Origin of the sequence: Commensalibacter sp. Nvir, from assembly GCF_963921845.1 — a bacterium.
Lineage (GTDB): Bacteria > Pseudomonadota > Alphaproteobacteria > Acetobacterales > Acetobacteraceae > Commensalibacter.
This window is the reverse complement of sequence record NZ_CAWUGZ010000040.1, coordinates 36,307-52,417: the sequence shown is the minus strand read 5'-3', so window position 1 is coordinate 52,417 and position 16,111 is coordinate 36,307. Positions and strand designations below refer to the sequence as shown.

General features: G+C 36.4%; 15 protein-coding genes and 1 tRNA gene. 4 read left to right on the top strand and 12 right to left on the bottom strand.

All coding sequences use genetic code 11. The annotated features are described in order from the left end of the window. Positions 1–142 precede the first annotated feature (142 nt). The 3 genes from fusA to AABE15_RS03320 form a co-directional block, all read right to left on the bottom strand. Positions 143–2,230 (bottom strand): elongation factor G, encoded by a 2,088-nt coding sequence (fusA, locus tag AABE15_RS03330; RefSeq protein WP_338329862.1) that lies wholly within the window; start codon positions 2,228–2,230, stop codon positions 143–145. A gap of 144 nt (positions 2,231–2,374) precedes the next feature. Then, on the bottom strand, positions 2,375–2,677 hold the full coding sequence (gene rpmB, locus AABE15_RS03325) for a 50S ribosomal protein L28 (protein ID WP_338329861.1): 303 nt from the start codon (positions 2,675–2,677) through the stop codon (positions 2,375–2,377). 153 nt (positions 2,678–2,830) lie between these two features. Further along, a complete protein-coding gene (locus tag AABE15_RS03320; protein WP_338329860.1) occupies positions 2,831–4,657 on the bottom strand; it encodes an ABC transporter ATP-binding protein/permease in 1,827 nt (608 codons plus the stop codon). A 123-nt stretch (positions 4,658–4,780) separates the two neighbouring features. Here AABE15_RS03320 and AABE15_RS03315 point away from each other — a divergent pair, with 123 nt between their 5' ends. Then, complete coding sequence (locus AABE15_RS03315) at positions 4,781–5,629, top strand: NUDIX domain-containing protein (RefSeq protein ID WP_338329859.1); 849 nt, start codon at positions 4,781–4,783, stop codon at positions 5,627–5,629. On the opposite strand, the gene purU is transcribed toward AABE15_RS03315, so the two are convergent. Both purU and glf read right to left on the bottom strand, forming a co-directional pair. Continuing rightward, positions 5,630–6,502, bottom strand: a complete 873-nt coding sequence (gene purU, locus AABE15_RS03310) for a formyltetrahydrofolate deformylase (RefSeq protein ID WP_338329858.1) — start codon at positions 6,500–6,502, stop codon at positions 5,630–5,632. Positions 6,503–6,698: 196 nt separating this feature from the next. Beyond that, on the bottom strand, positions 6,699–7,817 hold the full coding sequence (gene glf / locus AABE15_RS03305) for a UDP-galactopyranose mutase (protein WP_338329857.1): 1,119 nt from the start codon (positions 7,815–7,817) through the stop codon (positions 6,699–6,701). A 188-nt stretch (positions 7,818–8,005) separates the two neighbouring features. Here glf and AABE15_RS03300 point away from each other — a divergent pair, with 188 nt between their 5' ends. Both AABE15_RS03300 and AABE15_RS03295 read left to right on the top strand, forming a co-directional pair. Further along, positions 8,006–10,099, top strand: a complete 2,094-nt coding sequence (locus tag AABE15_RS03300; RefSeq protein ID WP_338329856.1) for a S9 family peptidase — start codon at positions 8,006–8,008, stop codon at positions 10,097–10,099. Positions 10,100–10,115: 16 nt separating this feature from the next. Then, positions 10,116–11,228, top strand: coding sequence for an AI-2E family transporter (locus AABE15_RS03295; protein ID WP_338329855.1), 1,113 nt, complete (start codon positions 10,116–10,118; stop codon positions 11,226–11,228). Positions 11,229–11,237: 9 nt separating this feature from the next. On the opposite strand, the gene AABE15_RS03290 is transcribed toward AABE15_RS03295, so the two are convergent. The 7 genes from AABE15_RS03290 to AABE15_RS03260 all read right to left on the bottom strand — a co-directional run bounded on the left by AABE15_RS03290 (position 11,238) and on the right by AABE15_RS03260 (position 15,304). Then, positions 11,238–11,311, bottom strand: a tRNA-Pro gene (locus AABE15_RS03290). 47 nt (positions 11,312–11,358) lie between these two features. Then, positions 11,359–11,913, bottom strand: a complete 555-nt coding sequence (locus AABE15_RS09235; RefSeq protein ID WP_408870245.1) for a MerR family transcriptional regulator — start codon at positions 11,911–11,913, stop codon at positions 11,359–11,361. Between the two features lie 19 nt (positions 11,914–11,932). Then, positions 11,933–12,232: an integration host factor subunit alpha gene (locus AABE15_RS03280; RefSeq protein ID WP_338329854.1), complete on the bottom strand. Its 300-nt coding sequence runs from the start codon at positions 12,230–12,232 to the stop codon at positions 11,933–11,935. Positions 12,233–12,299: 67 nt separating this feature from the next. Beyond that, complete coding sequence (locus AABE15_RS03275) at positions 12,300–13,262, bottom strand: beta-ketoacyl-ACP synthase III (protein ID WP_338329853.1); 963 nt, start codon at positions 13,260–13,262, stop codon at positions 12,300–12,302. A 40-nt stretch (positions 13,263–13,302) separates the two neighbouring features. Beyond that, positions 13,303–14,355 (bottom strand): phosphate acyltransferase PlsX, encoded by a 1,053-nt coding sequence (plsX, locus tag AABE15_RS03270; RefSeq protein WP_338329852.1) that lies wholly within the window; start codon positions 14,353–14,355, stop codon positions 13,303–13,305. A gap of 90 nt (positions 14,356–14,445) precedes the next feature. Beyond that, positions 14,446–14,649, bottom strand: coding sequence for a 50S ribosomal protein L32 (rpmF, locus tag AABE15_RS03265; RefSeq protein ID WP_338329851.1), 204 nt, complete (start codon positions 14,647–14,649; stop codon positions 14,446–14,448). Between the two features lie 199 nt (positions 14,650–14,848). After that, positions 14,849–15,304 (bottom strand): YceD family protein, encoded by a 456-nt coding sequence (locus AABE15_RS03260; protein ID WP_338329850.1) that lies wholly within the window; start codon positions 15,302–15,304, stop codon positions 14,849–14,851. A 177-nt stretch (positions 15,305–15,481) separates the two neighbouring features. Between AABE15_RS03260 and AABE15_RS03255 the strand changes: the two genes are divergently transcribed. Then, positions 15,482–16,096, top strand: a complete 615-nt coding sequence (locus AABE15_RS03255; protein WP_338329849.1) for an outer membrane protein assembly factor BamE — start codon at positions 15,482–15,484, stop codon at positions 16,094–16,096. The last annotated feature ends 15 nt before the right edge of the window (positions 16,097–16,111 follow it).

Here is a 16,111-nt window from a genome sequence, read left to right as displayed (position 1 = left end):
ATAATGAACAAACTCATCGTTAAATATATGATTGGTATCTTTCTGTATAAAAATTTTTTAAATACGCTGTAATCCTGACGAAGTATAAAAAACCGTATACAAGAAATTGTATACGGTTTTTAACTAAGCAGTTGCGTTGTTTTTATGCAGAGTGATTAATAATTTCATCAGCTACGTTGCGAGGGACTGGATCATAATGATGGAACTGCATGGTAAACGACGCACGACCTTTGGTCATAGAGCGCAAATCAGAAATATACCCAAACATTTCTTTCAGAGGCACAAAAGCCCTTACCATGACCGTACTTCCCGCAGTTTCTTGACTTTGGATCATCCCACGACGACGATTTAAATCCCCTACTACGTCTCCTACGTGATCATTCGGTGTTGTCACTTCAACATCCATAATCGGTTCTAAGATAACAGGGCCAGCTTTTTTCATACCTTCACGGAAACAAGCCTTACCTGCAATTTCAAACGCCAATGCTGAAGAGTCAACATCATGGTATTTACCATCCACAAGGGTAAATTTAAAGTCAACAGTAGGAAATCCAGCAAGCACACCGGTTGAACTTTGATTTCTTATTCCTTTATCCACTGCAGGAATATATTCCCTAGGAATGGCACCTCCAACAATTTTATTTTCGAATATAATTCCTTCATTCCGTTTGGTAGGTTCGAAAATAATTTTGACTTCAGCGTATTGACCTGCACCACCGGATTGCTTTTTGTGTGTGTAGATTTCGGTATGGGTTTGGGATATCGTTTCACGATACGCAACTTGAGGTGCGCCAATATTCGCATCAACCCCGTACTCACGTCTCAAACGGTCAATAATAATATCAAGATGCAGTTCCCCCATTCCAGAAAGAATGGTTTGACCGGTTTCTTGGTCTGTTTTCAATTGCAATGAAGGATCTTCTGAAGCAAGCTTTTGCAAAGCGATCGTCATTTTTTCAACCGCTTCTTTTGTTTTTGGTTCTACAGAAATGTCAATAACAGGTACTGGAAATTGCATACGCTCTAACACAACAGGATCGCTGGGATCTGCTAAGGTATCCCCTGTTTTGGTATCTTTCAAACCAACAAACGCAGCGATATCACCCGCATGCACTTCTTTGAGTTCTAAACGCTTATCCGCATGCATTTGAAAAATACGACCAATACGTTCTTTATGACCGTGTGTAGTGTTAAATACGGTATCCCCTGAACGAAGAACACCACGATAAACACGAACAAAAGTCAGTGAACCATATTTATCATTGATAATTTTAAACGCTAGTCCAGCAAATTTACCTTCTGGATCTACAGGGATAATAGGTAAATTATTCTCATCTATCTCTTCGTCTTCTGGCGGTGCAATACGTATACCCTCGACGTCGTTTGGCGCAGGTAAATAGTCTATAATGGCGTCAAGTAGAGGTTGCACCCCTTTGTTTTTGAAAGAAGATCCACAAAGAACCGGACGAAATTCACCAGAAATTGTACCTTTTTTAATACATTTCTTTAAAACTTCTGTGGAGACATCGCCTTTATCAAAATATTCTTCCATGGCCGAATCATCAACCGCCAATACCGAATCAAGTAGGTTTTGACGCCATTCTGTAGCTTTTTCTTTTAGCTCTTCAGGAATTTCGATAACGTCGTATTTAGCACCAAGATCGTCACCTTCCCAAATAATTGCTTTCATTTCAACAAGATCCACAATACCTTTGAGGTTTTCTTCAGCCCCAATTGGAAATTGTAAAGGTATAGCAATTATGTCCAGTTTTTCTTTAAGGGTACTAAAAGCGTAATCGAAGTTCGCACCCGTTCTATCCAATTTATTAATAAAAATAATACGGGGAACTTTGTACCGATCCGCAAGGCGCCAATTGGTCTCAGATTGGGGTTGAACCCCTGCAACGCCTTCAATAATAAATACAGCACCGTCAAGCACGCGAAGCGAACGATTCACTTCAATATTGAAATCAATGTGACCAGGGGTATCGATAATATTGATGCGATGGTTTTTCCATTCGCACGTCACAGCGGCAGAGGTAATGGTAATACCTCGTTCCCGTTCTTGATCCATATAATCGGTTGTAGTGTTTCCCTCGTGAACCTCACCAATCTTGTGGGAAACACCAGTATAGTACAGAATCCGTTCGGTTGTTGTTGTTTTACCTGCATCAATATGTGCAGTTATACCTATATTACGAATTTTTGAAAGCTCAGATTGGGCGGACAAAGGGGTAACCTCCACAAACGAAGAAAATATGAAGAAAAAGGAATAGAATTATAGCATATCGAAACTAAATTCGATACCATGCAAAACACCCTCTTTAAGATTATGAAAGAGGGTCCAATAGGACTAACAGCGTGCTTTGATAAATTAGGTAGTAGTAGCTTGCTTTTTTGCTTGCGCTTGCAGAATACGACGTTTAATAACCATCGCTTCTTCGGTTAGCTTGCGATTCGGAGTGCTGAGTAGAAACTTATCCAGACCCCCATTGTGTTCTACGGTACGTAGTCCATGATTGGTAGCACGCAAATGAATACGTTGTCCTAAGATATCAGACAAAAGGGAATAATCTTGCAAATTTGGCAAGAAACGACGGCGATTTTTATTATTGGCGTGACTGACATTGTTTCCTGTCAACACGCCTTTGCCTGTGATGTGGCAACGGCGAGACATTATGTTTATCCTCAGGTAATAAAAGCCGGCACTTAAAAAGTGCGTGGCAACAATAACATTGACTTAACTATGCCCTAATGGCGAAAAATGATACATGAGTCAAGACCTTAGGCCCTTTTCTACAATAAAACTTTAAAAAAGACTAGAAATAAATTAGTCTTCTTTTTGTTTTGCTTGGATAGTCCACATATTGGCATAAAAACCATTTTTAGCAATTAAAAAATCATGGGTTCCACGTTCAATAATTTGCCCGTTCATCATGACCAGGATAAGGTCTGCGTTAACAATGGTGGATAGTCTATGCGCAATGGTTACCACCGTTCGACCTTTAGAAATATTTTGCAAAGCGCTTTGAATTTCTTGTTCTGTATGGCTGTCAAGGGCGCTTGTTGCTTCGTCGAGAATTAAAATTCTAGGGTTTTTTAAAAGGGTTCGCGCGATAGCAATTCGTTGTTTTTCTCCACCAGAAAGTTTTAAGCCTCTTTCCCCCACTAATGTATCGTATCCTAGAGGCAAAGTTCGAATAAAATGATCTATCTGAGCGAGCTTTGCTGCGTTTTCAATCGCTTTGGAAGACGCTTTTAAATTTCCGTACGAAATATTATATCCAATGGTGTCATTAAACAAGACTGTATCTTGGGGGACTATGCCAATAGATGCCCTCAAGCTTGCTAGTTGGTAATCGTTTATATTGATGTTTTCAATTAAAATTTCGCCCTCTGTAACATCATAAAAACGAAATAATAAACGACTTAAAGTGGATTTTCCTGCTCCGGTAGGACCCACAATAGCCACTTGTTTGCCCGGATCAATGGTAAAATTGAGATGACGCAAGATCGTTCTTGATGAATCGTAACCGAATGAAACGTTCATCACTTTGATCCCAACAGGTCCTGTTTTTTCAAAATCAGAAGGTAAAACAAGGGATTTATTATGAGAATGAATTTCAGGTTTGATTGCCAACAATGCGAACATATTTTCTAAATCTACAATGGATTGTCGTAAGTTAGAATAAATACTGCCTAGAAAATTCAGAGGTTGGTAAAGTTGAAGAAGATACGTATTGATGAGGACAAATTTACCCAATGTAAATAGGCCAATTTTTAAATCGTACGCAGCCATAAGCATTAACAGCGTTAGGGCTAGTGCAATAATAAACGCTTGACCAAAATTCAATCCATTTAACGTAACTTGAGTTTTAATGGATGCTTTCTCGTAGCGTAATAAAGAAGCATCATATTTTTTTATTTCGTGCGTTTCATTTCCAAAGTATTTTACGGTCTCATAGTTTAATAAGCTGTCTAAGGCACGATTGTTGGCTTCGTTATTGATTTCGTTCATTTTACGTCTTATGTTGATCCGCCACGATGTAAAAAATAACGTAAATAAAATGTAGGCAATAATGGCTGTACATACGACGAGTGTGTAATACCAACTATAGACATGAGCGATAACTATCACGACTAGAACGGTTTCAATAAGAGTAGGTACGATACTAAATACCCCTACTCGTAAGACGGTTTCAATCCCTTCGCTTCCCCTTTCGATTGCACGGGTAATGGCACCAGTTTGACGATTAAGATGAAAATTTAATGAAAGAGCATGCATGTGCTCAAAACATTTTACCGTTATCGTACGCATCACTCGATACCGTAGAGGAGCAAATACTGTATCTTTTAATTCTGAGCATAAACTGGACAAAATACGAATCAATCCGTAACCCAAAATAATCCAAAACGTTACATAAAAAAAACTTGAGGTTCCTTTGTTTGATAAACGATCGATAATTTGGCTATAAAGTAATGGCACCAACAAAGAACTTATCTTAGCAGTGATCATTAACAACGTCGCAAGAACCAGTCTTAATCTCATAATCGGTTGGTTTTTTGGCCATAGATAAGACAACAATTCGACTAAAGTCTTCCAACCTGACCGTGAGTTTATTTTATTGATGAGGTGATAAATTAATTTTTTGAACATACCTAATTGTGCTACAGATTTTTTGAGAGGGTAATATAAATGATTATAAAGATTTATATATCGTTTTATGAGGCTTTTAAAATTTACTCTTTTCCCTACCTTTGATAACTTGTTAGTATTGCTATGCAACATTCTGAATATAAAGCATTTTTAGATCACATATACTTTTGCAATGACGCTTTTTTAAACCAGCACTATCTTCCCCTTAGAGCGTTTAACGCCCTTATAGGATGGGTTAGCATCGAAAAAATCAATATACTGCAACGGTATGGGGCAAAATTAAATACAGACTCCATTGTATCTCTTTCTCAACATTTATCCTTAGAAGATTTTGGGAACCGACTCATTCAAGATAGATACGTATCGGGAATGAATGAAGCGTTTGATGTTTACCCCACACCTTATGATAAACCTATTGGAATAATTGATCGAAGCATTTTACCCTTTTTAGGTCTTATTGGCAGTGGGGTCCATTTAAATGGTTTAGTTAAGAAACCCTCTGGAATCTTTTTATGGGTAGGAAAACGCTCTGCAAGTAAGAGGCTTGACCCTAACAAATTGGATCATATGGTTGCAGGTGGAATTCCTGCTGGACATGATCATAAGAGTGCTTTATTGAAAGAAGCCAGTGAAGAAGCGAATATACCCAACGAATTGGTTAACGAAGCGCATTTTCAAACTATAATCAGTTATAGCACCAATAGGCCTGAAGGATTACGAAGAGATGTAATCTATTGCTATGATTTATGGCTTCCTGATCATTTTCGTCCAGTTCCCAATGATGGTGAAGTTAGTGAATTTATATTACTTCCCATCGAAGAGGTGTATCAACAAGTCCTAACCACTAGGAATTTTAAGTTTAACGTTAACTTGGTTTTAATTGATCTTTTTTTGCGTATTGGACTGATACCATCAAGGAGTGAAGAAGGACAAAATTTGAAGCACGGTATGTGTGGAAAACTTTTTCCTTAATTAATCGGTAAAGACTACGGTTTTGTTTCCATTTAATAGTACTCTGTCTTCGCTATGGTATCGTATAGCTTTGGCAAGGACTCGTTTTTCGATATCTCTTCCTTTTCGAATTAGATCCTCAGGTTGATCTCGATGACTGACGCGTTCAACGTCCTGTTCAATGATGGGCCCTTCATCTAAGGCTTCTGTAACGTAATGCGCAGTAGCTCCAATCAGCTTGACACCCCGGGTGAACGCTTGATGATAAGCCTTTGCTCCTTTAAAACCAGGTAAAAAAGAATGATGAATATTGATGCATTGACCGGGTATTTTTTTAATAAATTCCGCTGACAAAATTTGCATATAACGTGCCAATATAATTAATTCCGTATGCGTATTTCGAAAGATATTCCACACTTCGTTTTCTTGTTTGCTTTTATTATTTGAGTCAATAGGTAAGTAAAAAAACGGAATATTTCGAAGATCTATATGGGAATAATTTTCTTTTGGATAATTTGAAACAATAGCGGTAGGCTCGATATTTAGTTCACCAATGCGCCAACGATAAAGCAAATCAACTAAACAATGGTCGAACTTAGAAAGCATAAGCAAAACTTTTCGCTTCTTAGTAGAATTGTGAAGTAACCACGTCATAGTAAAGTGTTGTGCCAGTGCTTCAAGGCGCGAATTGAGCCATGCATATATTTCAGAACTATTTTTTAATGAAAAAACGACACGCATAAAAAAACGGCCTGAAGAATCATCGTGTTGTTGTGATTCAATGATATTTGCGTTGGCATTATATAATTGCGTTGATATTGCTGCCACAATACCTGGCCTATTGGGGCAAGATAGCGTTAATACGTAATTAATAAATTGCTTTTCATGTGTCATAAATTTGGAAATTACCTAGGCTACATAACTTTAAGAAATAGGTTTCAACATTTTATTTTTTTGATTTGGGTTTATAAAAACCTTAAAAAAGATCAACAAAACCTCTAATTAGAACCCTTTTAGCTCTATTTATCCGATTCAATTGACAAGAAGTCTATAAATATCTAATTCTGCAAAATAAGATTTTTTCAAGTAATTACGTTCTTTTTTTATGCAAAAACTCACGAGCAGCCTCCAATGCTTCGGCAATAGTTACATCCATATCCAAATAGCGATAGGTACCTAAGCGTCCTACAAAGGTTACATTTTGTTCTTTATTGGCCAATATTGTGTATCGCTCCAAAACATCCATTTTACCCACTAAGCGTATGGGATAATAGGGCAAATCCCCTTTTTCGCAATTACGACTGTATTCTCTATAGCATACTGACTCTTCATGATGTTCCCAAGGCGAGAAATATTTATGTTCTGTAATTCGTGTAAAAGGAACAGTTTCTTCTCCATAATTCATAACGGCAGTGCCTAAATAATCGCCTTTGTGCGTGAAACTTTTAAAATCAAGCGTCCTATAGGCTAAATGCCCTTCTCGGTATTTAAAATAGGCATCCAATGGTCCACTGTAAAATACATGAGAATACTCTTTAGCTGAAGATTGATCAAAATGTGTGTGAAGATGAAGCGTTATGTTAGGATGGTCAAGAATATTGTTTATTAAATTGCTGTAACCATCTCTGGGTATGCCCTGGTAACGATGACTAAAATAGCTATCGTTATAGTTAAATCGTATAGGTAAACGTTTTAAAATAGATGCGGGCAATTCTTTTGGATCTAGGCCCCATTGTTTGGTCGAATAACCTTTAAAAAAGGTCTCATAAATTTCTTTCCCAACGAATTTTAAAGCTTGTTCTTCAAAATTTTTAGGCTCAAAAATAGAACGATTTGCCTTTTTTTCAATAAATTTTCTCGCTTCATCCGGTAAAAAAGCTTTGCAAAAAAATTGATTTATTGTGTGCAGATTAATAGGTAAAGAATAAACTTGATCTTTGATCGTTGTTTTTACGCGATTAATATAAGGCATCATCGTGCAATATTGGTTAACGAAATTCCAAACATGTTCCTTGTCTGTATGAAAAATATGAGGTCCATAGGTATGAATCATAATTCCTGTATGTTTGTCTCGTTCTGTATAGCAATTACCCGCCGTATGATTTCGTTCTTCAACAATGTCTACGATGTAATCTTTTTCTGCCAGTAGACGGGCGATGGTGGCTCCAGAAAGTCCTGCTCCTACACAAAGTATAGCGTTTTTTTTCATTTTAATATTCTTTATAAAATTTTCAAAATAATCCAATACTAGTCGTTTAAATTAAAATTATACGCTATGTATAATATAGTAAGTTTACAGTAAAGACATTGACTGTGGGTGTTAACAATTTAATCAATTTATATATTAAATGTGTACCGATAAATACTTATAATAATCAACAATGATCGTATAGCTTAATGAAATATAAACCGCCTATTGCAGTAAAAAAAACAAAAATAATAAAACAATTTTCTTATGAACGTAACGATAGTTATTTTTGGCTAAAAGACAAGAATTGGCAAAATGTTTTATCCGATCCCCGCTGCTTAAATAAAGAAATCAAACAACATCTGGAGGCAGAAAACAAATATACAAACTTGATAATGGAGGAAACGAAAAACCTACAAGAAACACTTTTTCTGCAGATGAAAGAAAGAGTTTTTGATAATGAATGTTCTATAGAGCTAAAAGATGGTGAATGGCTTTATTATTCGAAATATCAAAAAAATTTAGAATTCTCACTTTATTGTAGAAAAAAGCAATTCACTCAACAAGAGCAAATTCTGTTAAATCCAAATCTTATACCTCATACCAATGATTATATAAAAATTTCTCATGTACAACATAGTCCGGATCATCAATGGCTGGCGTATGCACAAGATAATAATGGTTCAGAAATTTGGGAAATTCATCTTCAATCAATAGAAATGCAACCTACATTTAAGACCAATATTCAAAATTCAACGGGAGAATTTACATTTTCGTCTTGCAGTCAATATGTTTTTTGGATCTACAGGGATGCATTAGGACGGCCTACTAAAATTTTTCGTCATGAAATTTTATCAGGTAAAAATAGTTTAGTGTATGAAGAAAAGGATTCAGGATATTTTCTTAATATTCGTCGAAGTTTAAGTAATAAATGGATTTATCTAATCGCACGTACTCATGATACCGACGAAGTTTGGTTAATTGCTCAAAATAATCCTACTGCTCAACCTATGTGTTTTAAAAAAAGGAAACGAGGTTTACAGTATGAAGTTTTTGATTGGAATAATCATTTCATTATTAAAACCAATGCGGATGGAGCTTATAATTTTAAGTTTATGAGGATGCCCATCCCCGATTGCGTTACTCATGATGGTTTTACTAAACTAATGTGGCAAGAGTGGCTCCCTCATCAACCAAAACAATTTGTTTTAAATGCCATTGCCTATAGTGATTATTTTGTTTGGTTAGAACGCTATGAAGCTAGTTTGCGCATTGTTATAATGAATAAGTTGGGTCAAACAGAATACATTTCGGGTGATGGTTCAGCGTATACGCTCTCGCTTATAGACATACTTAACCCAAATTCAGACGCCATTCTGTATACATTTGAATCGCTAATTTGTCCTAAAATCTGGAAATCCTATCACGTATTAACGCAACATGATGAGATTATTAAAACGCAACAATTTAATATTCCTTTTTCGACCAATGACTATATGACCGAGCGTTTATGGGCAGAAGCAGCAGATGGAGAAACTATTCCTATAACTGTTGCTTATCGTAAAGACATCAAACAAAATGGTGGAAACCCCTTATTGCTTTATGGTTATGGGGCTTATGGGTATGCGATTGATCCAACTTTTTCCAACGATGCCATGAATTATATTCAGCAAGGATGGGTTTATGCCATAGCCCATATAAGAGGTGGGTCAGAAAAAGGGTGGAAATGGTTTTTAGACGGGCGAAAATTTAATAAAACAAAAAGCTTTACAGACTTTATTACTTGTGCAGACTACCTTGTCCAACAAAATTGGACCAAGCCAAAGTCTATTGTGGCCAATGGTCGGTCTGCAGGAGGTATGGTAATGGGTTACATTGCTAATCTAAGGCCAGATTTATTTGCAGGAATCATAGCTGAGGTACCCTTTGTAGATGTGCTTAATACAATGTCCGACTGTTTGTTGCCTTTAACCCCTCCAGAATGGCCAGAATGGGGTAATCCTATCGAAAACAGACATGCTTACGAATACATTGCTAGTTATTCGCCTTATGATACGATCAAAAAACAAAACTATCCTGCAATTTTGGCGGTAGGTGGATTAACCGATCCGAGAGTTACGTATTGGGAACCAGCCAAATGGGTTGCTAAGTTAAGAGAATATAATCAATCGAATGAACCGATATTGCTTAAAATGAATATGGATTCTGGTCATGGTGGGCTAACAGGACGCTATGATTCGTTAAAGGAAGCTGCATTTATACAAGCGTTTGCTAATTTTGTTATTCACCCTCATACCCATTAACGTAGGTTTATTTTAGATGCTAATACCAAAAAGCAAAAATTCTGAATTAAAATTGACTCGACAACTTAGTCTTGCTGAACAAATTCATAATCAAACTTTGGCTCAAACGTGTTTAATTATTCTTCTTTTTTTATTGGGTCTTTACACTATCAAGTCATTTATACCTTCATTAATTTGGGCAGTTATTTTTGCGATTGCGTGTTGGCCTCTTTATCAAAAAACAAAAAAAAAATGGCTGTCTACATCCAATACATTTATTCTTCCGTTTATCTTTTCATGTTTTATTTCTTTATTGTTTATTTTACCTCTTACCGTTCTTCTTATAGAGGGAAGTAAAGACATTCAGGCTATAATACTTTGGATAATCCATGTAAGTCATCAAGGGGTAGAGCCTCCTTTGTGGATATCAAAATTGCCTTTTGCTAAAAATTTTATTTATAAATGGTGGGTAGACAATCTTTCTCACCCCAAAATGGTTTCGTTGCTTTTATCTAATTTACATTATAGTCATGGTGTCTATGTCACCCAAAAAATAGGCTCTCAACTTGTGCATAGAGGATTGTTATTCTTTTTTTCTATGTTAACTTTATTTTTTATATTTAGAGATGGGGAACATATTGCTCAACAATGTTTGCGAGGCTCGCGAAGGTTATTTGGTAAACAGGGAGAGACAATCGCCCAGCAAATGATATTGTCTATTCATGGAACCGTATCTGGATTGATTTTGGTAGGCTTAGGACAAGGCGTTGTTCTAGGAATAATTTATTATTTTATGTCTATCCCTCATTCTGCACTTTTTGGTATTATTACCGCTGTTTCAGCGATGATTCCCTTTTGTCCGATATTTGCAATTTTATTTGTTTCGGGAACAGCTTTTTTACAACTTTCGCCATGGTCTGCACTTTGTGTGTTGATTATTGGTTGTATCGTTGTCTTTATTTCGGATCATTTTATTCGACCCACACTTATTGGCGGTGCAACAAAATTGCCTTTTATATGGGTGCTTATTGGAATTGTTGGAGGATTAGAGACCTGGGGAATGATTGGTTTATTCGTAGGCCCTGCCTTGATGGCAGCTTTAATTATGCTATGGAATAATTGGACTTTACGAGATAAAAGTGAACCTTAACATAGTATATCGGGCAGGCGGGATTCGAACCCACGACCTCCAGTCCCCCAGACTGATGCGCTACCAGGCTGCGCTACTGCCCGCTATAAAGTAAACGCCATATACCAACCCTTAGACTATTTAGCAACCTTTAATTTATGCTATTTAAAGTTTTTCTTAGCGCATGCAATTCCTCAAGTACTATTTGTAAAAATTGATTAAGTTCCAAATTTCTTTTTTTTAGTGTATCGAGTTGATTTTGTAATATAGAATCAGACATTGTTTTTTTATTTCCGTCTGATGATTTTGTTTCAAGTTGAGCATCTAAATTTTTTTCAAGTGACTGTATTTCTTGTTGTGGTGCGGAATTTAATTCACCGTTTTCCAACATACGTTGAACACCTTTAACTGTATAGCCTTGTACGTAAAGCAAATCTGAAATACGCTTAAGTAAAACTATATCTTCGCTTCGATAATACCGTCTTCCCCCATTACGTTTTAAGGGAGCAATTTGTTTAAAGCGTGATTCCCAAAATCGCAGTACATGTTGTGGAACATGTAATTTTTCTGAAACTTCGCTTATGGTTCGGAATGCATTTGGCTCTTTAACTGTAGGTGCTTTTTCAGTTAAATGTGCAATGGATAAGTTTTTATATTTAAGTGATTGTGTCTGCTCTAGATCATCGTAAACGTCATCATTGGCCATATTAAAAAACCTCTCTGACTTATTTTTGCATCATTCCTTTATTAACATTTTTTTTTAGTATTTGACTAGGTCGAAAGGATAATACTAATCTTGGATCTATGGTGACTTCTTTACCTGTTTTAGGGTTTCGCCCCACTCGAGTGCCTTTTTTTCGGACAGAAAAGGTTCCAAACCCGCTGATTTTAACTGAATCACCTTTTTCAAGTGTGGACATAATTCTTTCCAAAATATCTTCTAATATTTGTGCGGACTCGTTTCTTGAAAGACCTACATGACTGTATAGTTTTTCGATCAATCCTGCGCGTGTAAGAGTGTTCATATGAATATCAATTTTAAAAATTAAACAAAATAACAGGTAAAAGTCATGTTAGTGATTCTTTACGGATTTAGATACGCACTAAAGCTGATCCCCAACTCAATCCCCCTCCTAAGGTTTCCATGATAACTAAATCACCACTTTTAATACGTTTATCTCGAATGGCTACATTTAACGCGAGAGGGATGGAGGCAGCAGATGTATTAGCGTGCTTGTCAACCGTTACAATTACACGTTCAGGGGCAAGCTTCAACTTTTTACCCATACCATTAATTATTCTTAAGTTAGCTTGATGAGGAACGAGCCAGTCAATATCTTTATGTTTTAAATTATTTTTAATTAGCGCTTCATCAACTACTTCGGAAAGTTTATTTACTGCCTGTCTAAAAACCTCTTTACCATTCATCCTTACATAACAGTTTTGTTGTTGAGCAGTTGGAGAGCCTTCAACATAAAGTAATTCTGAATACTGACCATCCGTATGAAGGTAGATACCTAAAATGCCATTATTTTCTTGCGGTTTAACAGCGGTTAAAATAACAGCGCCTGCACCATCGCCAAAAAGAACACATGTTCTTCGATCCGACCAATCTAAAATGCGTGAATAAACTTCACTACCAATTAAAATAATATTTTTGGCTTGACCGGTTTTAATGAAATTATCAGCAACAGAAAGAGCAAAAATAAATCCAGAACAGGCAGACGACACATCAAACGCAAACCCTTTTTTCATGCCTAATTCTTTTTGCACCATAACGGCAGTTGTAGGAAAAAGAGCATCAGGTGTGCTAGTAGCCACAATGACCGCGTCTATATCATGTATTGACAAATTAGCATAGCGTAAAGCTTGCTCGGCTGCGCAGCAGGCCATAGAAGTACATGTTTCGTTTGAAACAATGTGTCTTTGACGGATACCAGTACGCGCGCGTATCCACTCGTCTGAAGTGTCAATTTTTTTGGACAAATCGTTATTAGTAATGATATTTTTAGGAAGATAACTTCCAAATCCAATGAGACGTGAACGATATAACATCTGAAACCTTAGCGTTTTTGAATTGGAATATTAAAGTTAACTATTCGAAAGTTTTTTTAGGATTAACCTGAGCTAAAGCATTTAATATTTCATCGTAAAAGCCATGTTTTATCATGTCCATAGCAACATCAACGGCAGAGGCAAAACTCGTTTCATCTGCCCCACCATGAGATTTTACTACAACACCGTTTAGTCCAACAAATACGGCTCCATTATAACGCCTTGGGTCTAGCCATTCTTTCATACGTTCTAGCCCTGGTTTTACCATTAAATAGCCTAGCTTTCCCCTAATACTCGAAGAATAAACTTCTTTCAACAATTGAAAAGCAAGCTTTAAAGCACCCTCTCCTGTTTTCAAAGCAATATTTCCAGTAAATCCATCCGTCACTACAACATCGGTTGTACCAGCGGTAATATCGTGACCTTCAATAAAACCGTGAAAATGGTCAGATAACGAACTATTGCGTAGGATTTCAGCAGCAATTTTCAAGTGTTCATTACCCTTTACCTCCTCGGAACCTACATTGAGAAGTCCAATCATGGGCTTTGGCAGTCCGAGTACTGCTTTGGCAAAGGCGTAACCAAGCACCGCAAAATCAACTAAATTCCTACTATCACAAGAAACATTAGCCCCTAAGTCAAGCATTACAATATCGCCCTTAGCCGTAGGGCTGATCGCGGCCATTGCTGGACGCAAAATACCTGTCATTGTTTTAATAATAATTTGTGCAAGAGCAAGCATTGCCCCACTATTACCAGCAGAAACTACACCTCTTGATTCCTTACATGCTACGCTTTCCATAGCCATTCGCATTGAGGAATTACGCAGTTTTAATGCCAAAGTAGGTTTCATATCCATAGGAACAACAATAGATGTATGTCTTAAAGTACAAATACTGGATACTTTAGGATATTTATGTAATAAAGGTTTAAGTTGATTTTGATCTCCAATAAGAAGTATTTTTACGTCTGGATGACGTATGGCGGTAGTACTAAGGCCTTTGACAATAACTTCTGGAGCATTATCTCCTCCCATAGCATCAATGGCAAGATCAAAATTCATTTTTGTTATATGGTTTACTTCTTGGCTCATTGAGTACGGGTTATACGTTGCAAAGTTATGTTGGAAATGCTTAGAGAATAATTTAAACCAAAAAATAACTTTACTTGTATTCTTTCAAATCTATAAGCGCACTGCTACTTTTAAAGCTTTTCCAGCTGCAACTACTTCGCGACCATCATAGTGTCCGCAGTGGCTGCAAACATGATGTGGGCGCTTTAGTTCACCACAATTTGGACATTCTAAATGTGCCTCTGAACGTAAGGCATGGTGACTGCGACGCATACCGCGGCGCGAGGGTGACGTTTTTCTTTTAGGAACGGCCATTAGTTCCTCCTAACCTTTACTTTTAAAACAAAATAGTGAGATTGAATAATGGTATAAACTATTCAATGAAGCCAGCTTTTTAACAGATTAAGTCCATTTAAGCAAGAGCGAATAAAAACTTAACAGTAGGCTTGTTTACTAAGTAAATAGTTTGGCTCATATTAAATAACAAGTAAAATTCTATAAACAATATTGCTTTTCAAACTTTATTTTGTAGATTAGCTAAGATAGCAAAAGAATTATTTTTTGATTCATTTTTTAATTCATCATCTGTAAAAAAAAGTTCATCATTTGTTTTGACTTTATGCGGGTAAGGATTGATGCATAAAGCCAATTGTTCTGCAGTAATTTCACCAAGATCTATACAATTATTACTATAGGGAACAAGATCGGGATCCTCAATGCTTTCAAGATTATTCATTATTTTTTCTTTAGGAACCAATAGTAACTCAAATTTCTCTTCTATTTTTTCCTCTAACTCTTCAAGAGTTAGGACGCAATATTGTATGATAATAGCTTTGAGATTACCGCTTACTAATATATTTTTTTCATTAAGATAGTTAAACTGATAAAAACATTTTAAATTTTTAATTTTTGGAATTGAAAATCTGTGTGCTAACGCTTGCATTTCTTTATGATCGGCTTCAATGATCATTGTATTCGATTTGCTCTTCAAATTTCGGAAAATATAATTTCTTGAAAACTCGCAACATTCGTTCATAATTCTTTTCTCATCAAATATTTTAGTTGAAGTTTTACAGAAACTGCAATACCCATGGTTTATTAAGATTGTTTATCAGTTTATACTCAATTTGAGGAATATTAATCAATCATGCTATTCCGCTTTAGTTCAGAGCTACGCAGACATAGACTTTATAATAATGTCATGTTCCATAATGTTAAAAAATCTCTTTTAGCGCTATGGCTTACGACCGTAATTTCGGGAGTTTCGGCTTGTTCGTTACTGGCGCCTTCTCCATTACCGAGGGGGAGTGTTATTAGTGAAAACGATATCAAATCCTTACAAATTGGCAGTACTAGTAAAGCGGATGCAATTGAAATATTGGGATCGCCTACAACTTATGCAACTTTCGATCCTAATAATTGGATATATATTTCTATGATGACCAAAGTAGTACCTCTTTCTTACCCAGGTATTAGTAAACAACGTGTGCTTTCTTTGTATTTCGATCAAAAAGGGACCTTAACAAAAATTGAAAATTTAGGGAAAAAAGACGCAAAATCGGTGACCATGGTTGCCGAAACGACGCCAACACCTGGAACAAAAAGAAATTTTTGGGGAGAATTTTTTGGTAATATCGGTCAATATTCACCTTTGAGTGCTATGGGAATGGGGAGTACATTTGGTCCTTCAGGTTCAGGGCCCTTCGGAAGCAATCCTGCTATGGGAACGGGTCCTGGAAGCTCTGGCAATACTCTTCAATAAGCAATTTTAAATATT